At 65.5% G+C, this 20,260-nt stretch carries 19 protein-coding genes; 10 read left to right on the top strand and 9 right to left on the bottom strand.

Annotation, left to right across the window (positions count from 1 at the left end; translation table 11 throughout):
• Positions 1–93 precede the first annotated feature (93 nt).
• Positions 94–942 (top strand): IclR family transcriptional regulator, encoded by an 849-nt coding sequence (locus CEY08_RS03855; RefSeq protein ID WP_076816015.1) that lies wholly within the window; start codon positions 94–96, stop codon positions 940–942.
• A gap of 18 nt (positions 943–960) precedes the next feature.
• On the opposite strand, the gene CEY08_RS03860 is transcribed toward CEY08_RS03855, so the two are convergent.
• The 3 genes from CEY08_RS03860 to CEY08_RS03870 form a co-directional block, all read right to left on the bottom strand.
• Positions 961–2,547 carry an EAL domain-containing protein gene (locus CEY08_RS03860; protein WP_063642155.1) on the bottom strand — a complete coding sequence of 529 codons (1,587 nt, stop codon included), beginning with the start codon at positions 2,545–2,547 and terminating at the stop codon, positions 961–963.
• A 99-nt stretch (positions 2,548–2,646) separates the two neighbouring features.
• Positions 2,647–3,627 (bottom strand): Bug family tripartite tricarboxylate transporter substrate binding protein, encoded by a 981-nt coding sequence (locus CEY08_RS03865; RefSeq protein ID WP_076816017.1) that lies wholly within the window; start codon positions 3,625–3,627, stop codon positions 2,647–2,649.
• A 55-nt stretch (positions 3,628–3,682) separates the two neighbouring features.
• Positions 3,683–4,810: a mandelate racemase/muconate lactonizing enzyme family protein gene (locus tag CEY08_RS03870; protein WP_076816019.1), complete on the bottom strand. Its 1,128-nt coding sequence runs from the start codon at positions 4,808–4,810 to the stop codon at positions 3,683–3,685.
• 162 nt (positions 4,811–4,972) lie between these two features.
• On the opposite strand from CEY08_RS03870, the gene CEY08_RS03875 reads away from it, so the two are divergent.
• Complete coding sequence (locus CEY08_RS03875) at positions 4,973–5,851, top strand: LysR family transcriptional regulator (protein ID WP_076816021.1); 879 nt, start codon at positions 4,973–4,975, stop codon at positions 5,849–5,851.
• Positions 5,852–5,865: 14 nt separating this feature from the next.
• On the opposite strand, the gene CEY08_RS03880 is transcribed toward CEY08_RS03875, so the two are convergent.
• Entirely contained in the window at positions 5,866–7,062 is a 1,197-nt protein-coding gene (locus tag CEY08_RS03880; RefSeq protein ID WP_076816023.1) for an amidohydrolase family protein, read from the bottom strand.
• 67 nt (positions 7,063–7,129) lie between these two features.
• Positions 7,130–7,327 carry a hypothetical protein gene (locus CEY08_RS03885; RefSeq protein ID WP_042796629.1) on the bottom strand — a complete coding sequence of 66 codons (198 nt, stop codon included), beginning with the start codon at positions 7,325–7,327 and terminating at the stop codon, positions 7,130–7,132.
• A gap of 191 nt (positions 7,328–7,518) precedes the next feature.
• Between CEY08_RS03885 and CEY08_RS03890 the strand changes: the two genes are divergently transcribed.
• Together CEY08_RS03890 and CEY08_RS03895 are read left to right on the top strand one after the other, a co-directional pair.
• Positions 7,519–8,031 (top strand): ASCH domain-containing protein, encoded by a 513-nt coding sequence (locus CEY08_RS03890; protein ID WP_042796628.1) that lies wholly within the window; start codon positions 7,519–7,521, stop codon positions 8,029–8,031.
• Between the two features lie 317 nt (positions 8,032–8,348).
• Entirely contained in the window at positions 8,349–8,678 is a 330-nt protein-coding gene (locus CEY08_RS03895) for a virulence factor (protein ID WP_042796627.1), read from the top strand.
• Between the two features lie 263 nt (positions 8,679–8,941).
• Here the strand turns inward: CEY08_RS03895 and CEY08_RS03900 are convergent, their stop codons facing one another.
• The 4 genes from CEY08_RS03900 to CEY08_RS03915 form a co-directional block, all read right to left on the bottom strand.
• Complete coding sequence (locus tag CEY08_RS03900) at positions 8,942–9,190, bottom strand: hypothetical protein (protein WP_082884704.1); 249 nt, start codon at positions 9,188–9,190, stop codon at positions 8,942–8,944.
• Positions 9,191–9,422: 232 nt separating this feature from the next.
• Positions 9,423–10,781 carry a serine--tRNA ligase gene (serS, locus tag CEY08_RS03905; RefSeq protein ID WP_042796625.1) on the bottom strand — a complete coding sequence of 453 codons (1,359 nt, stop codon included), beginning with the start codon at positions 10,779–10,781 and terminating at the stop codon, positions 9,423–9,425.
• Positions 10,782–10,823: 42 nt separating this feature from the next.
• The gene (locus CEY08_RS03910) at positions 10,824–12,164 is read right to left on the bottom strand and encodes a replication-associated recombination protein A (RefSeq protein WP_042796624.1); all 1,341 of its coding nucleotides are present in this window, start codon (positions 12,162–12,164) and stop codon (positions 10,824–10,826) included.
• 87 nt (positions 12,165–12,251) lie between these two features.
• Positions 12,252–13,043, bottom strand: coding sequence for a deaminated glutathione amidase (locus CEY08_RS03915; protein ID WP_084738619.1), 792 nt, complete (start codon positions 13,041–13,043; stop codon positions 12,252–12,254).
• A 154-nt stretch (positions 13,044–13,197) separates the two neighbouring features.
• Here CEY08_RS03915 and CEY08_RS03920 point away from each other — a divergent pair, with 154 nt between their 5' ends.
• The 6 genes from CEY08_RS03920 to CEY08_RS03945 all read left to right on the top strand — a co-directional run bounded on the left by CEY08_RS03920 (position 13,198) and on the right by CEY08_RS03945 (position 20,242).
• Positions 13,198–14,469: an amino acid deaminase gene (locus CEY08_RS03920; protein WP_076816025.1), complete on the top strand. Its 1,272-nt coding sequence runs from the start codon at positions 13,198–13,200 to the stop codon at positions 14,467–14,469.
• 144 nt (positions 14,470–14,613) lie between these two features.
• On the top strand, positions 14,614–16,170 hold the full coding sequence (locus tag CEY08_RS03925) for an ABC transporter substrate-binding protein (protein ID WP_063642158.1): 1,557 nt from the start codon (positions 14,614–14,616) through the stop codon (positions 16,168–16,170).
• Positions 16,171–16,307: 137 nt separating this feature from the next.
• The gene (locus tag CEY08_RS03930; RefSeq protein WP_042796622.1) at positions 16,308–17,249 is read left to right on the top strand and encodes an ABC transporter permease; all 942 of its coding nucleotides are present in this window, start codon (positions 16,308–16,310) and stop codon (positions 17,247–17,249) included.
• Between the two features lie 115 nt (positions 17,250–17,364).
• A complete protein-coding gene (locus tag CEY08_RS03935) occupies positions 17,365–18,234 on the top strand; it encodes an ABC transporter permease (RefSeq protein WP_042796621.1) in 870 nt (289 codons plus the stop codon).
• Positions 18,235–18,236: 2 nt separating this feature from the next.
• Entirely contained in the window at positions 18,237–19,244 is a 1,008-nt protein-coding gene (locus CEY08_RS03940) for an ABC transporter ATP-binding protein (RefSeq protein ID WP_042796620.1), read from the top strand.
• Complete coding sequence (locus tag CEY08_RS03945) at positions 19,241–20,242, top strand: ABC transporter ATP-binding protein (RefSeq protein ID WP_063960046.1); 1,002 nt, start codon at positions 19,241–19,243, stop codon at positions 20,240–20,242. Before CEY08_RS03940 ends, CEY08_RS03945 begins: the two co-directional genes overlap by 4 nt.
• Positions 20,243–20,260: the final 18 nt, after the last annotated feature.

The raw sequence follows: 20,260 nt of genomic DNA on the forward strand, positions 1-20,260 counted from the left end.
ACTAGGGGAAACCCGGCGCACCCAAGCCCGCGCCTCACCGGGAGCGACCCGCCCCGCTGCTACACTCCCGCCAGAAAATCAGTGGAGGCAGCAATGGCAAGGCCCGCCGGCAAGGCAGAAAAGAACGCGGAACAGGCGCCGGCCTCGGCGCGCAGGGGCATCCAGTCGATCGAAGTGGGATTCCGGATCCTCGATGTCATCCGCAAGGCCGGCCACCCCCTGCCCCTGAAGGAAATCGCCGACGCCTGTGAGCTGACGGTGCCCAACGTCCATTACTACCTGGTGAGCTTCCAGAAGGTGGGCGTGGTGCAACAGCACGCGGACTCCGGCCACTACGGCCTGGGGCCGTATGCACTGCGCCTGGGCCTGGCCGCCCTCGAACAGTTCGACGTGTTCACCACCGCCCGGCCCATCATGGCCGAAGTCGCCGCGATCACCGGCCACACCGTGTTCCTGGGTGTCTGGGGCAACAAGGGGCCGACCATCGTCTACCGCGTCGAAGGCGCCCGCAGCCGTCCGCTGCTGGAATTGCGCGTGGGCAGTGTGCTGCCGTTGTTGTCCTCGGCGCTGGGCCGCAACTTCCTGGCCCACCTGCCGGAGGCCAGCACGCGAGAACTCCTGGAACAGGAAATGGCTTCATCCGGCCTGGACGGATATGGCAGCGCCGCCGGCAAGTCCTACACACAGCAAGACGTGCAGGCCATCCGCGACGAAGTCCTCAAGCACCACCTCAGCCGTTGCCGCGACGCGCTGCTGCCGCACTTCACGTCGCTGTCGGCCCCCATCTTCGACATGCTGGGCGAAATGAAAGCCGCCATCACCCTGATGGGCCCCGTGGGCGCCATCGACGATGACCTGCAATCCGGCACCGCCCACTTGCTCAGCGAAAAAGCCCGCTCGATCTCGGCCACGGCCGGCTGGGTGGAACCGCAGGCGCGCTGAGCGGCGCGGCGGTCCGCCTCATGCGCGCGCGTCGGGCAGCCGGCTGGGCGGCGGCGTGCTGGCCACGTTTTTCCGGTAGTACGCAATGAACTCCATCGCCGGCATGGGCTTGCCGTAGAGCCATCCCTGGCCAAAATCCACCTCGCGCGCCTTCAGGTGGTCCGCCTGCTCCTGGCGCTCGATGCCTTCGGCCACGGTCAGCAGATTCAAGGATTTCGCCATGTCGATGATGTGGTCCGTGACCTTGTGGGTCGCCGAATCGGTGCCTATCGTATCGACGAAGGACTTGTCGATCTTCAACGAATCCAGCGGCAGCCGCTGCAGGTACGACAGGCTGGAATACCCGGTGCCGAAATCATCAATGGCCACGGCATGGCCCTGCGCCCGGGCCTGGGCAATGACGCTGCAGGCCTTGTCCACATCCATGAAACCGCGTTCGGTCGCTTCCAGCCAGATCTGCTGCGGATCGATGGCCGTGCCTTCCAGCATGCGCTGGAGCACTCGCAGCGCCTTGCCGTCCTTGAGGTCGCTTGCGCTCAGATTGACCGCGATGTGTGCCCCCCGGTCCTCGCCCAGCAGATCCTCCATGTCCCGGATCACCAGGCGGAACACCTCTTCGGTGATGCGGTTCATCAGCCCGTTGTCCTCGGCGATGGAAATGAAGAGGTCCGGCCGCAGCGTCTTGCCGCCGCGGCGGATCCACCGGACCAGCGCCTCGGCGCCGATGCAGCGTCCGGTCCGCAGGTCGATGATGGGCTGGTAGTGCACAACGAACTCCCGACGCCTGATGGCGGCAGCCAGTTCGCCCGCGATCGACAGGCGCCGCCGCGACAGCCAGACCACCAGGCCGATCATCACGGCCGCGACCAGCGCCCCCATGGGGAGCCAGAACAGGCGTTCGCGCGGCAACATATCCAGCGCTTCGCTTTGCGGTTCAAGCAGGACCACAGCCAGATCCGCATTGCGGGCGACGGCGCTGAGATAGGCCTCGTCGATGTCCAGCTTGCCGCCATTGAGCGCCTGGGACACCAGCACCAGATCGGGGTCGTTGCGGGTTCCAAGCATGCCCACGCCAGGCAGGACCACGGCGAGCTGGGCGTCGTCCGCCGCCGCTTTTTCGGTAAAGCGGCCCGGCTCAAGCAAGGCGCTGTAATCGCCGTGGCGCACCGCCACCATCCTGATGGAGGGGCTCAGCACCGGCACGGCGTCCAGCAGCAAGCGCGCGCCGTTGGTGAGTTCGACCTGCGCCGGCACCAAGGGCTCTTCGTAGCTGGGCACGCCCCAGGTGGTGCACTGGACGACGCCACCGGCCACAAAGGCCAGATCGTCCACGGCCCGATCCCGCAAGGCCAGGGCCCGCATGTGGCGAATGTGCTGCGACGAACAGGGCTCGAACGCAAGGTCGCCCAGATCGCGCAGCGTGGCCACGATCTGGTCCAGCATGTCCTGGGTTTCCGTCAGGATGCGCTCGGCCTGGCCGTCCAGATAGCGCTGCTCGCCCGCCACCGCGCGCGCCCAGGACATGTGCAGCGCGAAGCCGATGGGCAGCAGCGCTGCGGCGGCGGCGAGAGCGATGGCGATGCCGATTACATACTTGCGCGGCATCGAGGCCGTCCCCAGGGATCGCCGGCTGGCGAGGTTATATCTTTTTACACTTTTTGGGGGGCAAGTGTCTGCATCAATTTCCGCGCGCCGGCGGCGGTGTCAGCCTTCCGCTACGATCTTCGCATCGCGGATGGTCTGGGCGTACTTCTGCTGCTCCTGTTTCATGAAATCGGCGAAGCGCTGAACGCTGCCGCCACCGTCCTCCGCCCCCACCTGCGCCAGCTTCTCCTGGACATCGGCCATCGCCAGCACGCGATCGATGTCCTGGTTCATGCGTTGCACCATGGCGGCCGGCATCTTGCCGGGACCCACCATGCCGAACCAGATGCTGGCCTCGAAGCCGGGGTAGCCCTGTTCGGCCACGGTGGGCACATTGGGCTGGCTCTTGGACCGCTGCTGCAGGGTTTGCGCCAACGCGATCACCTTGCCGGACTGCACCAGCGGCGTGGCGGTGGTCATGCCTTCGAAGCAGTACTGCACGTGCCCGCCCATCAAGTCGTTCATCAGGGGAGCCGACCCCTTGTAGGGGACGTGCAGCACGTCGATACCGGCGCGGGCCTTGAAGATTTCCAGCGCAAGATGCTGCGCCGAGCCGCTGCCGGCAGAACCAAATACGATCTTGCCCGGTTGCGCCTTGCATAGCGCGACCAGTTCGGGCAGCGTCTTGGCGGGCTGCGTAGCGCCGCCGATCAGGATGGTGGGCGTCTTGCCGACCAGGGCGATGGGCGTGAAGTCGCGCTCCACCGAATAGGCCAGCTTGGGCTGCAGCCCGGGCGCGATGCCATGGCTGTTGACGTGGGCCATCAGCAGGGTGTTGCCGTCGTTGGGTTGGCGCGCCACCTGTTCGGCGGCGATGATGCCGGCCGCGCCCGCGCGGTTCTCGACGATGACCGGAATATTCCACATCACGCCCAGCTTCTGTCCCAGCAGGCGGGCCAGCACGTCCGTGCCGCCGCCTGCGGGAAAGCCCACCACGATCTTTACCGGCCCTTGCGGCAGGTCTTGCGCCCGCGCCGCCGCCGGCAAGACCAGCGCGGCCCCCAGCGCTGCCGCGCCGGTCATGAATTGCCTACGTTGCATTGCTGTCTCCTCGCGCCGGTCCAGCGGCCGACGACTGATTATCGAAACACTGCCATCAGCGGGGCACGCGGCTCCACTTGCCGTAGCGTTCGACCATGCGCTCGTCAAAGCCGAAGCCCAGGCCGGGTTCCTGGTGCAGGATCACGCGTCCCTGCTTGTGTGTCAGCTGGCGGTCCACCAGCTTGCGGAAGTTCAGCACCTGATCGTCCCAGAAGAATTCGACGTAGCGCGCATTGGGCGTCGCGGCGACCAGCGGAGCGTGCACATCATGGAACCAATGCGGGCAGACCATGACGCCATAGCTGGCGGCGGTGGCGGCGATGCGCTTCCATTCGGTGATGCCGCCGCAGACCGCGGCGTCGGTTTGCAGAATGCCCGCCGCGCCCTTGTCCAGCAATTCCTTGTGATACCAGCGGCCATAGCCGATCTCGGCGGTGGCGATGGGCAGGCGCGTCAGGCGCGCCAGCTTGGCATGGCTGTCGATGTCGTCGGGGCCGAAGGGTTCTTCGATGAAGTACGGGTCGTACTGTTCAAAGCGGCGGATGTATTGCATGGCCTGGGTCACGTCCTGCCAGGCGTTGTTGCAGTCCATCATCAGCTCGACGTCGGGTCCGATGGCTGCGCGCGCGGCTTTCAGGCGCGCCTCTTCCTCTGCCGGCGACAAGCGGCCGGTCTTCATCTTGACGGCACGGAAGCCCTTGTCCACGTAGCTCGCCATTTCCTCGCCCAGGTGCTGGGGCGTCTTGCCATCCAGGTAATAGCCGCCGCTGGCGTAGGCCGGCACGGATTCCAGTTCGACCGCACCCAGGAACTTGTGCAGCGGCAAACCGGCGGTCTTGGCGTTCAGGTCCCACAACGCGATGTCCAGGGCGCTCAGCGCCCGCATCACCGTGCCTTGGCGGCCCTGCAGCAGGGCTTCCTGGTACATGGACTGCCACAGGCCTTCGACGGCATGCGTATCCTTGCCCAGCAGCACCGGACCCAGCAGCCCCTGCACCGCGGCTTCGAAGATGGCACCACCGGCGCTGCCCACGTAGCAGAAGCCGATGCCTTCCACGCCGTCGGTGGAACGGACCTTCACGAGGCCGTAATGCCGCGTCGACACGGTGCGGTTCGAAAACGAAGTCACCTTGTCCAGCGGCACCGCTGCGGCGCATACGTCTATGGATTCAATGATGGGCACAACTGGCTCCTTGGTAGTCGCGATATTCGGGCTGGCGCGGCCGGCGCATCGTGCGCGGCCTCAACGCTCTGACCGTATTCTTGCCCCCGCCAAAGAAAACAACAATTATCTTCATCCATCTTTAGAATACGTAAAAAGCATCTTTTAGGGAGGCCCCTGACCGTGGATTCGCGCTTTCTGCAAACCTATGTGCATGTGGTGGAGCTGGGTTCCATCGCCCAGGCCGCGCGCCATCAGGGGCTGACTCCCGCCACCGTGCAACAGCGGCTGCGCGCGCTTGAAGCGGACATGGGCAGCGCCTTGATCGCGCGTTCCGGCCGCACCGTCAAGCCCACGCAGGCAGGCTTGCGGATTCTCGAACGGGCTCGCGCCATCCTGCGCGACGTGCGCGACCTGCGTTCCGCCGCTTCCGACACCGAACTCCCGGCCGGCCCGTTGCGTCTGGGCGCCACGCCCACCGCGCTGACCGGCATCATGCCGCCCGTGCTGAGAACGTGGGTGGCGCGCCATCCCCATATCGAAATCTATATAGAACCCGCGCCCACCACCCTGCTCTATGGCAAGGTGCTGTCCGGCGAACTGGACGGCGCGCTGCTGGTGCATCCCCTGTTCGCCATACCCAAGACCTGCGCCTGGCGCGACCTGCGGCAGGAACCCCTGGTGCTGGTCACGCCAGCCGGCATGAAGGTGCGGGATCCCCTGGAGATCCTCGCGCGCGAACCCTACATCTGCTATGACCGCAGTGTGGTGGGCGGCAAGATGGCCGACGATTATCTGCGCGCGCGCAACCTGCGGCCGCATGTGAGGTTCGAGCTCGATGGAATCGATTCCATCGCCAAGCTGGTATCGGAGGGATTAGGTGTGGCGCTGCTGCCTGATTGGGCGGCCACGGGCGAGCCGTCGGCGAGCGTCAGGCGTTGGCCCTTGCCGCCGCCCTGCCCGGTGCGCACCGTAGGCGCGATCTGGCTGCGCTCCGGCGTGCGCTCGGCGCTGATGCAGGCCTTCGTGGAAATGGCCGAGACCCAGCTCGGCCTGGATTGAACGCGAAAGGCCCCTCAGCCCTGGGAAAGCGCGTCCCGGCCGTCGCGCGCCACGACTACGCCGCCCGACACGACCAGGCGGCGCGGCGCCCGTGCTGCCACCGCTTGCGCGATGCAGCTGGCATCGACCAGCACCAGATCTGCGCGCGCCCCCGGCGTCAGCCCATAGTTCGAGAACCCGCACGCGCGGGCTGCGGCATCGGTCACGCAGTCGAAGGCCCACTCGACTTCATCGTCGCGGCGCAGGTCGTTGCGCAGGCCGATCAACATGGCGCGAGCCAGCATGTCCGGACTGCCATAGGGCGTCCAGGTGTCGCGGATTCCGTCATTGCCGCCGAAGATCGTCACCCCTGCCTCACGGCAGGCTCGCACGGCCGGCACGGGGCGCGACGGCGGCGCCGTGGTCAATAAGGCGACCTCCAACGTGGCCAGCCGACGTAGCAAACCGTCCAGCCGCTTCGCATCCACGCCGCCCAGACAGAAAGCGTGGCTGATGACAACCTTGCCCTGCATGCCCAGCGCCTGAACGCGGTCCAGGATCAGGTCCAGCGTGAAGGCACCCAGTTCGCCCGGTTCGTGCAAGTGGATATCGATGGGCTTGCCGTGCTTGTCCGCAATACCGAACAACACATCGAGCGAGCGCGCCGGATCGCGATCGATGGCGGAGGGATCCAGTCCGCCCAGCACATCCGCCCCCTGCCCCAGGGCCTGATCCAGCAACTCGGCCGTGCCTGGCCGGATCAGCAGGCCCGACTGCGGGAAGGCTACGGTCTGGATTTCGACGCGGCCGGCCAGTTCCTGGCGCGTGGCATGCACGCCTTCCAGGTGGCGCAACCCCGCTTCGGTGTCGATATCGACATGCGTGCGGATCCGCGTCGTGCCTTCACGCAGGAAGGCCAGGGCCAGGGCGCGCGAATGGCTGGCGGCGTCATGACCGGTTCGAGCGCGCCAGGCGCGCTCGTTCTCGATGCGGTCGGTCAGCGCCGGCCCCACTTCGTTCACGTACCAGGGAGAATCCCAGGTGGTCTTGTCCAGATGCGTATGGCCTTCAACCAGACCCGGCAGGAGCAAGGCGCCTGCGCCATCCTCCACGAGCGTGCCCGGGTCGACGGCGAGGCCGGGCCCAATGCGCTGGATACAGCCACCGCGCACGAGCACGTCCGCCGCGCCGCCTTGCGGCACGCGGACGTTCTTCAACAACAGATCGGTCATGACAGGGTTCCTGGCACCGCGCGCGGCGGGCGGTCGGGCGCCGGCCGGGGGGCAAGCGCCGTCAAGCTCAGACTTGGGGCGGTTCTATCCAGAAAAAGCGTTCGCCCTGGCGGACCATGTCGGCCACGCCTTCGGCGCCGATGCGGTAATCCGTGCCCATCAGCGTGGCGCCGCCATCCTCGTGGATATGGATGATGGCCAGCGGGTCGTTTGCCATGGTGTACCAGTAGTAACCCGGCTTGAGATCATGCAGGTTCGTAGTCATGTTTCGAGTATACAAACATCCCCCCGCCGTATTCAAAAAGACACACAAATCCAGGCCATGCCTGACACGATGAGCGCGAAACGGCATACTTCCCGGTTCCAGGCCCAAACCGCCCGCACCGTTGACGTGCGTCGACCCGGCTGTCGCCGCATCGGCGCATATGCTTTGATCGTGAGAGGAACCGCGAGCGTATGAAAAGGCAGTCTCTTCAATTCAGCGAGCCGCTCAAACAAGCTGTTTTGGACGGCCGCAAAGTGCAGAGCCGGCGCATCCTGAAGCCGCAACCGACCAAACTGACCACGGTTTGGTATGCCGATGCCGCGGATTCCGGCAGATGGGTGGCCATGGGACCATCCCTGGATAATCCTTCCGAACTGCGCAAAACCTCCAGCTGGGTCAGATGCCCTTATGGAAAGTCAGGCGATAGCATCGAATTGACCGACGAAGCGGGCGTTCCCTTCGCGACCGCCGTCATTGTGGGCGTGCGCGTGCAACGCCTGCAGACCCTGTCCGAGGCCGATGCCCGCGCCGAAGGTACCCACGCGTTGTATCAAAGCTCCGCCCTGCTCCCTGGCGTGCCGCTGCAGACCGCCTTCGCGTTGACGTGGTGCGAACGCTATGGCGCGCACGCCTGGGCCGCAAACCCCTGGGTATGGGTCGTCGAATTCCGCCGTCAGCAAACGGACGGCGAGCAAGATATCTAGTGCGCTGGCTGGCGGGCCCCAGGAAACTGGTGCACCCGCGCAACGCCGTTACGCGGAAACAGGGGCGGATGGTGACTGCCTGTAACCAGGCCGTCAGGCTTCATCCGATTCCAGGCAATTTCAATCTATTTCAATCCTGGCCCTCCCAGAGCGGACCGATGCTGCTGCGGAGCAGCAAGAGGCGTGCCCCACCGGCGGGGGCGGTTGCGGATTGTCGCGATTGACGCCGACCCGCTTACTTCTGGCGGCGCAAAAAGCCCGAAAATGGCATCAACGAATACTCAACTTTGCTGCGTCATGCGGCAGGCAGGTGCAACATGAAAAAATGGCTTATCGCTGGTGCTGGTGCGGCTGGGCTGCTGATCTCCAGCGTCGCCCTGGCTCGTGTGGACGTGGGCATCTCCATCGGCTTGCCCGGTGTCGTGTACCCGGCGCCCGTGTATGTCGCGCCCCAGCCGGTATACGTGCCGCCCCCGCCGCCCGTCTACTACCGCCCGGCGCCGGTTTATGTCGCGCCGCCCGTGGTCTACCCGGCGCCGGTTTATTATCGCGGCGGCGGCCGCTACTATGACCGCGGCTACTATTATGGCCGCGGACGCGGACATGACCACCATCACGGCCGCGGCCGCGGACACGACCGCGATTAAAGTTTGAGGCTGTTGCCGGCCGCCAGCCGGTTAACGCCAGCCCGGAAAAGACAAAGGCCACTCGAAAGAGTGGCCTTTTTTCTGCGGGCAATATCCGGTGCCGCGCGGAAATGTCTCAGGCCGCGGGGGTCTGCACGGGTTTACCGGCCAGCGCGACCGGTTGCTGCGGCGCCTGCCGGGACTTGCCGTCCACCCATCGCGGTGCGGCTTCCTGAACGAGATCGATCCAGCGGCGGGGCTCGCTCGACGACCGCCACCAACCATTATGCGGACGCATGGGCAAACTCCGGTTCACCGTTGAAACGCACGCCATTAATGCCATGGAACAACTGCAGGCTTTCCTGCTCGGCTTCGTGCAAAGTCGTGAACGGCGCCTGTCCAGGCACGGTCCAGCATTTTTCCGGTGCGGTGCCGCCGACTCGGCGGGTCCAGATCTGCACACGGTAGCCCTGCTCGTCCTCTCGAGCCACGGAGCATCTCACACGAAAATCTCCAATCATTCTTGAAGTCATGGACAACTCCTTGTTATTTAAGTGAATGAAGCGTGTAGCACACGGGGCATATTGTGCCGCAACTATCCGGCCCTTTTATTGGAATACACAATTTCTCACATCAAAATCAGACACTCTCGCCAGGAGATTAATAGTCTCAGACGACAGGAATATGTACAGATAATAAAAAAAAACGGAGCCTGAAGGCTCCGTCTTTTACTCCGCCAAATGACGGATGGACAGCGAAATCCCGTCAGGCTTGCGCCGCCGGATTCAATACCGTCAAACCACCCATATAAGGCTGGAGCGCTTGCGGGATAAGCACGCTGCCATCGGCTTGCTGGTGGTTTTCCAGCACGGCGACCAGGGCGCGGCCCACGGCCAAACCGGAACCATTGAGCGTGTGGACGTATTCCGGCTTGCCCTGGGCATTACGGAAACGCGCCTGCATGCGACGGGCCTGGAAAGTTTCGCAGTTGGACACCGAGGAAATCTCGCGCCAGGTATTCTGCGCGGGCAGCCACACTTCCAGGTCGTAGGTCTTGGCCGAACCGAATCCCATGTCGCCCGTGCACAGCAGCACCACGCGGTACGGCAGGTTCAGCAGCTGCAGCACGCGCTCGGCATGGCCGACCATTTCTTCCAGCGCCTCGTAGGACTGCTCCGGCTGCGTGATCTGCACCATTTCGACCTTGTCGAACTGGTGCTGGCGGATCATTCCGCGCGTATCGCGGCCGCCGCTACCGGCTTCCGAGCGGAAGCACGGCGTGTGCGCGGTCAGCTTGAGGGGCAGGTCGGCGGCAGCCTGGATGGTGTCGCGCGCCACGCTGGTCAGGGTGATTTCCGACGTCGAGATCAGGTACTGGTCTTCGCGCACGTAAGGCTTGCCCTGATCGTCGACCTTGGGATCGTCGTCGCCGCCGCCCTTGGACACCGCGAACATGTCGTCCTTGAACTTCGGCAGTTGGCCCGTACCGTACAGCGTCGACGCATTGACGATATAGGGCGTGTAGCACTCGGTATAGCCGTGCGTGCCGGTCTGCAGGTCCAGCATGAACTGCGACAACGCGCGATGCAGGCGCGCGATGGGGCCGCGCATGAACGAAAAGCGGGCGCCGGACAGCTTGGCGGCCATGTCGAAATCCAGCCCCAGGGGTTCGCCAATGGCGACGTGGTCGCGGGCTTCGAACGGCAGGCCGGGCGGGTTGCCATCGGCGCCAGCCTCGCCAGGCAGCCAACGGCGGACTTCGACGTTGTCGTCGGCGGATTCGCCCAGCGGCACGCTGGCGTGCGGCAGGTTGGGCACCGACATCAGCAATTCGTTCAGGGGCTGCTGCAGCCCGGCCAGCTCTTCTTCCAGCTGCTTCAGGCGGACGGGCACAGCCTGCGACTCCGCCATCACGGCGCTGGCGTCCTCGCCCTTGGCCTTGAGCTGGCCGATCTGCTTGGCCAGCGCGTTGCGGCGGGCTTGCAGGGACTCGGTTTCGGTCTGGACGGCCTTGCGGCGGGATTCCAGCTCATTGAACCGTTCCGTGTCGAAGGACACGCCACGGCTCTTGAGGCGGTCTACGACGGTTTGCAGGTCTTTGCGCAGCAGTATCGGGTCTAGCATGGTGATATCGGTGAGGTTGCGTGAAGCAACGGGCGTGGCCCGTTACCGTTTTTTGGCGCGTTCCTGAGCGTCCAGCTCGCGCAGGAATGCCAGCTTTTGCTGGATTTTAGCCTCCAGGCCGCGATCGGTCGGCCGATAGAAGGAGGGATTGAGCCCATCGGGGAAATATTGCTCGGCGGCGGCATAACCGTGAGGCTCGTCGTGCGCGTAGCGATATGCCTTTCCGTGGCCCAGCTGTTTCATCAATTTGGTGGGCGCATTGCGCAGGTGGATCGGCACCGGCGCGCTGCCGTGCTCGGCCGCGAACTTGCGCGCCTGGTTGTAGGCGTTGTAGACGGCGTTCGACTTGGCCGCGCACGCCATGTAGACCACCGCCTGCGCGAGAGCCAGCTCGCCTTCCGGCGAACCCAGGCGCTCGTAGATGTCGGCGCCGTTCACGGCCAGGTCCGTCGCGCGGGGATCGGCCAGGCCGATGTCTTCCACCGCCATGCGCACCAGCCGCCGCGACAGGTATTTGGGATCGGCTCCGCCGTCGATCATGCGGCAGAACCAGTACAGCGCAGCGTCGGGATTGGAGCCCCGCACCGATTTATGCAGCGCGCTGATCTGGTCATAGAACGCGTCGCCGCCCTTGTCGAAGCGACGCAGGTTCTGCGACAGCGAAATTTCCAGCCAGGCCGCGTCCACCGTGTCCCGGCCCGCTGCCTGTGCCGACTCGGCCACCACTTCGACCGCGCTGATCAGCCGGCGCGCGTCGCCGTCGGCCCAGGCCGCGAGCTGTTCGCGCGCATCAGGCTCGATGCGGATGCGCTCGCCCTCGTCCAGTCCGTCGTTCAGCGCCTGTTCGGCCCGATCGACCAGCTGTTGCAGCTCTTCGGTGGTGAGCGATTGCAGCACATACACGCGCGCCCGCGACAACAATGCCGAATTGACTTCGAACGAGGGGTTTTCGGTGGTGGCGCCGATAAAGGTGAACAGCCCGCTTTCCACATAGGGCAGGAACGCGTCCTGCTGCGCCTTGTTGAAGCGGTGCACTTCGTCGACGAAGAGGATAGTGCGCCGTCCCTGGCCTTGAGCCACCTGGGCCACCGTGACCGCGTCACGGATGTCCTTGACCCCGCCCAGCACCGCCGAAATGGCGATGAACTGGGCATCGAAGCCATCGGCCATCAGGCGCGCCAACGTGGTCTTGCCCACGCCGGGCGGCCCCCAGAAGATCATGGAATGCGGACGCCCCGAATCGAAAGCGACGCGCAGGGGTTTGTCCGGCCCGAGCAGGTGCGACTGCCCGACCACGTCGGACAGCGTGCGCGGGCGCAGCCGCTCGGCCAGGGGCACATAAGGCCGATGCGCAGGATCGGCCGCGAAGAGATCGTTGCTCATTGGCAGCAGATGAGGGGAGACAGCAAGTAAATCAAGTCAGCATTACACCATGCCGCGCGCGCGCCCCGCCCTGCGGAGCCCGGCAACCTAGGCCAGCCCCGGCGGCGCGAAGCGCCGGTTCGCCAGCACCGGCAGCACCTTGCGGGCATGGGCCAGCCGTTCGGGGTCGATATCGGCGAACACCAGCGCCGGGGCCTCGCCCGCGCGCGCCGTCACCACGCCCAACGGGTCCACCACCATGCTGCAACCGATGTTGCGTTCGCCGCATTCGCCCGTGGCCGCCACGTAGCAGGTATTTTCCAGCGCGCGCGCCGTGACCAGCACTTCCCAGTGCATTTCCTTCAACGGGCCGCGCACCCAGGCGGCCGGCAGCACCAGCAGATCCGCGCCGTCCAGCGCCAGACGCCGCGCCAACTCGGGAAAGCGCACGTCATAGCAGGTCATCAGGCCGACGCGCAGGCCGCCGATGTCCAGCAAGGGCGGAATGTCGATGCCGGGCGTGACGTTGGTGGATTCCTTCATGTTGAAGGCGTCGTACAGGTGCAGCTTGCGGTATTGCGACAGGATCTGGCCGTCGCGCAGCGTGACCAGCGTATTCCAGACCCGCCCTTCCCCGGTCGGCACGTGCACGCACATCATCGTCGCCAGCTGCGAACCGCGGCTGGCTTCCAGCAGGCGGCTCATGAAAGGGCCGTCCAGCGGCTGCGCCGCCTTCAGAACAATCTGCGGATCGGTGATATCGCGGGCCAGAATGCCCTCGGGCAAGACCAGCAGGCCGGCGCCGCCCGCTCGGGCGCGCTCCATCAGGTCTATGCAGACCTGGGCGTTTTCTTCCCAGACCCGGCTGACGGCGAACTGGCCCAAAGCAACTTTCAGCATGGCGCTTCCTTGTGTCGGAGGTTTTTCCTATTGTCGCGCCAACCGCCGGCCAGCGCCGACTACGGGAAACTCCTAGCTCCCGCATGTAAATTTCTTTCACGATAATGAAAAAAATCGGATTTGACGTAAATATTTTCCATAGCAGGCGCCCCCCATGACGAACCCCTTTTTCCCCGCAGCCGCCCTGGACGTGAACGGCAAAGGCCTGGGCGCCTTTCCGGAATCCTGTACCACCGCCGACGTGGCCGCGCTGAACTGGAACCTGCTCAATGAGGACGTGAGCCTGCCCGTGGCCGTGCTGTACGAGGCCCGCGTACGCCACAATCTGCAATGGATGCAGCGCTTCATGGAGGCGTACCGCGTCAAGCTGGCCCCGCACGGCAAGACCACGATGAGCCCGGCGCTGTTCCGGCGCCAGATCGAGGGGGGCGCCTGGGGCATCACGCTGGCGACCGCGCCACAGGTCCAGGCAGCGTATCAGCACGGCATCCGCCGGGTCCTGATGGCCAACCAGTTGGTGGGCCGGGCCAACATGGCCATCATCGCGCGCCTGCTGCGCGATCCGGCCTTCACCTTCTTCTGCATCGTGGACTCCCCCGCCAACGCGGCGCAGCTGGGCGCCTACTTCGGCGAACAAGGCCTGATCCTGCCGGTGCTGATCGAATTAGGCCCGCAGGGCGGCCGCACCGGCGTGCGCGACGACGCCCAATTGCAGCCGCTGGTCGAAGAGATCGGCAAATGGCCCGGCCTGGCGCTGGCTGGCATTGAAGTCTACGAAGGCGTGCTGCAGGAAGAAAGCGCGATCCGCGCCTTCCTGCGCCGCGCCACCGACGCCCTGCGCGGCCTGGCAGCCGCCGGCCGTCTGCGCAAGCACGGCCCCGCGCTGATCTCGGGCGCGGGCTCGGCCTGGTTCGACGTGGTCGCCGAGGAATTCTCGCAACTCGACATTGGCGCGCCGCTCGAAATCGTGCTGCGCCCCGGTTGCTACCTGTCGCATGATGTCGGCATCTACCGATCCGCCGCCGAACGCATCAACGCCCACAATCCCGTCGCCCGGCAGATGGAACCCGGCCTGCAGCCCGCCCTGCAGGTCTGGGCCTACGTGCAATCGTTGCCCGAACCGGGCCGCGCCATCGTGGCAATGGGCAAGCGCGACGCGGCCTTCGACGCCGGCCTGCCGACGCCCGCCGCCTTGTTCCGCCCCGGACGCGATACCGCACCCGGCCAGGCTCCCGCCCACTGGAAGCTGAGCGCGATGATGGACCAGCATGCCTTCATGCAGATCGGCGAAGGCGACGATATCCAGGTCGGCGACATGATCGCCTTCGACATTTCCCACCCCTGCCTGACTTTCGACAAGTGGCGCCAGGTGCTGCTGGTGGACGAGCAGTACCGCGTCACCGATGTGGCCGAGACCTTCTTCTGACCTCTGACATCCGATCCGTTTTCTGAACGACCTTGCCCGCCGCGCCGCGCCGGCACGCGGAGGCAGGAAGCATCGCGGGACTCCGGCGCAACAACTCTTATTACTACAAGCAAAACCCGTTTTTGACCCTCTGGAGAGAGAATCATGAACTTCCGTACCTCCCGGCGAGGCGGTGGGCTCAATAGCCTGCTGCTGGCCGGCGCAATTGGCTTGACCGCATTGTCGACCCCCGCCCTCTGTGCCACGCCGGTCAAGGGAGGCACGATCTCGGTCGCCACCATAGGCGAGCCGCCCACGCTGGACCCCATGACCAGCACGGCCGACCTGGTCGGCATCCTGACCCAGCACTTCTTCGAAACGCTGTACACCTTCGACGACAAGTGGAACCTGACTCCGCTGCTGGCCGACAAGCTGCCGGACGTTTCGCCGGACGGCCTGACCTACACCATCCCGCTACGCCAGGGCATCACCTTCCACGACGGATCCAAGATGGATTCGTCGGACGTGCTCGCCTCGCTGAAGCGCTGGACCGAAACCGCCACGCGCGGCAAGATGGCCGCCAAGATCATTACGGGCATGGAAGCGCCGGATGCCAACACTGTCCGGATCACGCTCAAGCAGCCCTATGCGCCCTTGACTGCGCTGCTGGCCATGAACAACAGCGCTGCGGTCATCATGCCCAAGGGCAAGATTGCTCCGGCCCTGACCGAATTCGTCGGCACAGGTCCGTACCAACTGAAGGCGCGCGTGCCCGACCAGTACATCCAGCTGGTCCGCTTCGAAGGCTACAAGCAGCGCGAAGGCGAGCCCGACGGCTTCGGCGGCGCGCGCAAGCAGTACCTGGATGAAATCCGTTTCGTGCCGGTCAGCAACGCCAACACCCGCGTCGAAAGCGCGGTGGCCGGCCAGTTCGACTATGTCGATTCCTTGCCGGTGGAATCGCTGCCCAAGCTCAAGAACGGCCGTTCCGATCCCGTGATGCTCAAGCCCTTCGGCTGGCCGCGCCTGGTGCTCAACACCAAGCAAGGCATCATGTCCAATCTGGCGGTACGCCAGGCCGTGCAGCTGGCCCTCAACGAAGAGGACATGCTGTACGCCGCGTTCGGCGACAAGAACTTCTACAAGCTCAATGGCGACCTGTATCCCGAGGGCTATCCCTGGGCCACGTCGCTGGGCGGCAAGGTCTACAACAAGGGCGATGCCGCCGGCGCGAAGAAAATGGTGGACGGCGCCAATGTGCAGGACCGCAAGATCCGCATCCTGACCAGCCAGCAATACGAGTTCCACTACAAGATGGCGCTAGTGGCCGCGGAGTACCTGAAGGCCGCCGGCTTTACCGTGGACATGCAGGTGGTGGACTGGGCCACGCTGACGCAGCGCCGCCAGGACCCAGCCTTGTGGGATATCTTCATCACGCACAGCCCGTTCCTGCCCGAACCCGCGCTGATCGACTTCCCGTCCAAGGACGCGCCGGGCTGGTGGGACACGCCGCGCCGCAACCAGACACTGGATGCCTTCAACCAGGCCCGCAGCCAGGAAGAACGCGTCAAGCGCTGGGCTGACGTCCAGCAGGCCGTGTACGACGAAGTGCCCTTTATCAAGGTCGGTGACTTCAACGCCCAGGCCGCCCGCTCGCCGTCGCTGCAAGGCACCAAAGCCGTGCCGTGGCCCTACTTCTGGAACGCCTGGAAGTCCAAGTAAGACAGGGTGTCACGCGGCAGGCGTAGCCGGAACCCAACGGCCTGCCGCGCAACCCATCGGCGCATGCCTGCAAGCGCGCTCGTCATCGAGCGCGCCGCACCCTCCCCACGATACGACGCTTTCTTAGGACATCCATCGTGTTGCGTTATCTCTTAAACCGGCTGGTCGGGCTGGTGGCCGTGATGTTCATCGTCGCGACCATCGTGTTCGTGATCATCCGCGTCACGCCCGGCGACCCGGCGGCCGTGATGCTGGGTCCGCAAGCCAGCCAGCAGGACATCGCCGCGCTGCGCACCCAACTGGGGCTGGATCAGCCTCTGGCCGTGCAATACCTGTCGTGGCTGGGCAAGCTGGCCCAAGGCGACCTGGGCCAATCCATCTTCATGAACAAGCCGGTGTTGTCGGCGCTGGCCGACCGCGCCGAGCCCACGATCCTGCTGACGCTCATGTCGCTCATGATCGCCAGCGCCATCGCGCTACCGGTGGGCATATTGTCAGCGGTCAAGCGCGGCACCACGCTGGACCAGTCGGTGCTGTCTTTCTCGATGTTTACCTCCAGCGTGCCCAGCTTCTGGCTCGGGCTGCTACTGATGCAATTATTCTCGGTCAAGCTGGGATGGCTGCCCGTGGCCGGTTACGGCGGGCCCGATGCCTCGCTCATGACCCGCCTGTCGCACCTGATCCTGCCCGCCGTGGTGCTGGGCCTGGTGAACTCGGCGCTGATCACCCGCTTCATCCGCGCCAGCATGCTGGACGTGCTGCGCGACGACTACGTGCGCACTGCGCGCGCCAAGGGCCTGCCGGAAAGCAAGGTGATCCTGAAGCATGCCGTGCGCAATGCGCTGATCCCGATCTTGACCGTGCTGGGCCTGACCACGGCGCTGCTCATCAGCGGCGCGGTGGTGACTGAAACCGTGTTCGGCCTGCCCGGCGTAGGCAGTCTGGTGGTGTCGGCGGTCTTGCGCCGCGACTACCCCGTCATCCAGGGTGCGCTGCTGATCATCGCGGCCATCTATGTCCTGATCAATCTCATCATCGATCTGCTGTACCTGCTGGTCGATCCCCGGGTCCGCTACTGATGATGAATCCCACCCCCGAAGCGCCCGCGGCGCTTCCCCCTCAAGGGGGCGCCGCCTGCGGCCCGGCGAAGCCGGCTCCGCGCGGCCCCGACGCATCGCAAGTGGAGCATTTGAAATGACAACCGGGACTACTGTGAATTCCGGAACCGACCGCTGGCAGGTGCTGCGCCTGCTGGTGTCGCGCAAGACCGTGCTGATCAGCCTGATCGTGATCGTCGTGCTGGTCCTGGCCGCGCTGCTGGCGCCCTGGATCAGCCCCTACGATCCGTTCAAGCTGTCCATCATGAACCGGCTAAAGGGGCCGGGCGCCGCGCATTGGTTCGGCACCGACGACTTCGGGCGCGACGTGTTCAGCCGCGTCATCTACGGCGGCCGGCTGTCGCTGATGGTGGGCTTCTCCGTCGTGATCGTCTCCAGCGTGCTGGGCATTGCGTTGGGCTTGATTGCGGGCTTCTTCCGCTCGGCGGACAAGGTCGTTTCGCGCCTGATCGACGCCATGATGGCCTTCCCCGACATCCTGCTGGCGATCTCGCTGGTGGCCGCGCTGGGCCCCTCGCTCATCAACGTGGTGATCGCGCTGGGCATCGTCTATACGCCGCGCCTGGCGCGCATCGTGCGCGCCTCGACGCTGGTAATTCGCGAACTGCCCTTCGTCGAGGCGGCCCGCGCGCTCGGCGTGCCCACCTGGCGCATCGTCACCGTGCACGTGCTGCGCAACCTGGTGTCGCCCATCCTGGTGCAAGGCACCTTCATCTTCGCCTACGCGATCCTGGCCGAAGCCGGCCTGTCCTTCCTGGGAGTGGGCGTTTCGCCTGACATCCCCACCTGGGGCACCATGATCAACGCCGGCCAGCAATACATGGGCTCGGCCGACTGGATCATGATCTTCCCCGGCATCGCCATCGTCCTGTCCGTGCTGTCGCTGCAATTGGTCGGCGACGGCCTGCGCGACGTCCTCGATCCGCGCCTGCGCAAGGAGCTGTAATCATGACCGCAAGCACCCGAGACGTCGTGCTTTCCGTGGAAGGACTCAAGACCTGGTTCCACAGCCGCGACGGCATCGCCAAGTCCGTGGATGGCGTGACCTTCGACCTGGCCCGCGGCGAAACGCTGGCCATCGTCGGCGAATCCGGCTCCGGCAAGTCCGTAACCAGCCTGTCCATCATGGGCCTGCTGCCCAAGCCGGCGGGCCGCATTGAGGCCGGCAAGATCCTGTTCCGCGACCGCCAGGGCGTTCAGCACGATCTGGCTCACGCCACGCCCGCCACCCTGCGCAAGATCCGCGGCGCCGAAATCGCCATGATCTTCCAGGAGCCCATGACGAGCCTGAACCCGCTATACACCGTGGGCGACCAGATCGCCGAGGCCGTGCTGCAGCACGAGGGCGGTTCCTACGATGCCGCCATGCGGCGCGCCCGCGAAATGTTGGAGCGCGTGGAGATCCCGGCGGCCGACCGGCGCATCAATGAGTATCCGCATCAGATGTCGGGCGGGATGCGCCAACGCGTGATGATCGCGCTGGCACTGGCCTGCAACCCGGCAGTGCTGATCGCCGACGAGCCCACCACCGCGCTCGACGTGACCGTGCAGGCGCAGATCCTCGACCTCCTGCGCCGGCTCCAGGCTGAGATGAACATGAGCATCCTGTTCATCACGCACAATCTGGGCGTGGTGGCCGAGATCGCGCACCGCGTGGCGGTCATGTATGCCGGCCGCGTGGTCGAGGACGCGGGCGTCTACGACCTGTTCGAAAAACCCACTCACCCCTACACGCGTGGTCTGCTGTCCTGCATTCCCACGGCCGCCCTGCTGGCCTCCGGCGAACGCCTGCGCGCCATCCCCGGCAACGTGCCCAGCGTGCTGTCGCTGCCGCCTGGCTGTACGTTCGCGCCGCGCTGCCCGCTGGCCGCCGACGACTGCCGCGCCGCCGTGCCCGAACTCGTGCCGGTGCAGACCGAACACCGCGCGCGCTGCATCAAGGTGAATTCGATATGACGAACAGCCCCATCCCCGTCCGCGCTGAAGAGCCGCTGGTGCGGATCCAGGACCTGAAGGTCCATTTCCCCACATCCCAGGCGCGCAACGCCCCGGTGGTGAAGGCGGTGGACGGCGTCAGCTTCGACGTGCCGCGCAACACCATCGTCGGCCTGGTCGGCGAGTCCGGCTCGGGCAAGACCACCACCGGCCGCGCGCTGCTGCGCCTGTTCGCCCCCACTGCCGGACGCATCTTGTTCGACGGGCAGGACATCACCAAGCTGTCCGAAAAACAAATGCTGCCCTGGCGCCGCCGCATGCAGATCGTGTTCCAGGATCCCTATGCCAGTCTCAACCCCCGCATGACGGTGGCCGAGATCCTGGGCGAAGCGCTGGACACTCATCAACTGGCGCAGCATCGCCGCATGGCCCGCATCGGCGAACTGCTGGAACGCGTGGGCCTCAATGCCGACCACAGCCGGCGCTACCCGCACGAATTCTCCGGCGGCCAGCGCCAGCGCATCGGCATCGCCCGCGCGCTGGCGGTGGAGCCCGACTTCATCGTGGCCGACGAGCCCGTGTCCGCGCTGGACGTGTCGGTACAGGCGCAGGTGCTGAACCTGCTGCAGGACCTGCAACGCGACCTGGGGCTGACCATGCTGTTCGTGGCCCACGACCTGGCCGTGGTGGACTACCTGTGCGACGAGGTCGTGGTGATGTACCTGGGCCGCGTCATGGAGCGCGGGCCGACCAGCGAAGTCTACGCCCGCCCCCGCCATCCCTATACGCGCGCGCTGCTGTCCGCCGCGCCGGTGCCGGATCCGCGCGCCCCGCGTTCGCGTATCCTGCTCAAGGGCGATATCCCCAGCCCGGTCAACCCGCCTTCCGGTTGTGTGTTCCGCACCCGCTGTCCATACGCTATCGAAAGCTGTGCGACGACCGAGGCGCAGGCCGCCAATGTCGGCCCGGGCCATTACGTGGCTTGTTCGCGCATCGGCGACGCCGAGCTGGCCGCCTGATCGCCGCCCAGCCCAGAC

It is taken from the genome of Achromobacter insolitus, from assembly GCF_002209555.1.
GTDB classification, from domain to species: domain Bacteria; phylum Pseudomonadota; class Gammaproteobacteria; order Burkholderiales; family Burkholderiaceae_B; genus Achromobacter; species Achromobacter insolitus.

What these genes read in the sequence shown, in the direction of transcription:
- CEY08_RS03855 (WP_076816015.1), top strand. Translation starts at nt 94, where the DNA reads ATGGCAAGGCCCGCCGGCAAGGCAGAAAAGAACGCGGAACAGGCGCCG.
- CEY08_RS03860 (WP_063642155.1), bottom strand. Translation starts at nt 2,547, where the DNA reads ATGCCGCGCAAGTATGTAATCGGCATCGCCATCGCTCTCGCCGCCGCC.
- CEY08_RS03865 (WP_076816017.1), bottom strand. Translation starts at nt 3,627, where the DNA reads ATGCAACGTAGGCAATTCATGACCGGCGCGGCAGCGCTGGGGGCCGCG.
- CEY08_RS03880 (WP_076816023.1), bottom strand. Translation starts at nt 7,062, where the DNA reads ATGACCGATCTGTTGTTGAAGAACGTCCGCGTGCCGCAAGGCGGCGCG.
- CEY08_RS03885 (WP_042796629.1), bottom strand. Translation starts at nt 7,327, where the DNA reads ATGACTACGAACCTGCATGATCTCAAGCCGGGTTACTACTGGTACACC.
- CEY08_RS03890 (WP_042796628.1), top strand. Translation starts at nt 7,519, where the DNA reads ATGAAAAGGCAGTCTCTTCAATTCAGCGAGCCGCTCAAACAAGCTGTT.
- CEY08_RS03895 (WP_042796627.1), top strand. Translation starts at nt 8,349, where the DNA reads ATGAAAAAATGGCTTATCGCTGGTGCTGGTGCGGCTGGGCTGCTGATC.
- CEY08_RS03900 (WP_082884704.1), bottom strand. Translation starts at nt 9,190, where the DNA reads ATGACTTCAAGAATGATTGGAGATTTTCGTGTGAGATGCTCCGTGGCT.
- serS (WP_042796625.1), bottom strand. Translation starts at nt 10,781, where the DNA reads ATGCTAGACCCGATACTGCTGCGCAAAGACCTGCAAACCGTCGTAGAC.
- CEY08_RS03910 (WP_042796624.1), bottom strand. Translation starts at nt 12,164, where the DNA reads ATGAGCAACGATCTCTTCGCGGCCGATCCTGCGCATCGGCCTTATGTG.
- CEY08_RS03915 (WP_084738619.1), bottom strand. Translation starts at nt 13,043, where the DNA reads ATGCTGAAAGTTGCTTTGGGCCAGTTCGCCGTCAGCCGGGTCTGGGAA.
- CEY08_RS03920 (WP_076816025.1), top strand. Translation starts at nt 13,198, where the DNA reads ATGACGAACCCCTTTTTCCCCGCAGCCGCCCTGGACGTGAACGGCAAA.
- CEY08_RS03925 (WP_063642158.1), top strand. Translation starts at nt 14,614, where the DNA reads ATGAACTTCCGTACCTCCCGGCGAGGCGGTGGGCTCAATAGCCTGCTG.
- CEY08_RS03935 (WP_042796621.1), top strand. Translation starts at nt 17,365, where the DNA reads ATGACAACCGGGACTACTGTGAATTCCGGAACCGACCGCTGGCAGGTG.
- CEY08_RS03940 (WP_042796620.1), top strand. Translation starts at nt 18,237, where the DNA reads ATGACCGCAAGCACCCGAGACGTCGTGCTTTCCGTGGAAGGACTCAAG.
- CEY08_RS03945 (WP_063960046.1), top strand. Translation starts at nt 19,241, where the DNA reads ATGACGAACAGCCCCATCCCCGTCCGCGCTGAAGAGCCGCTGGTGCGG.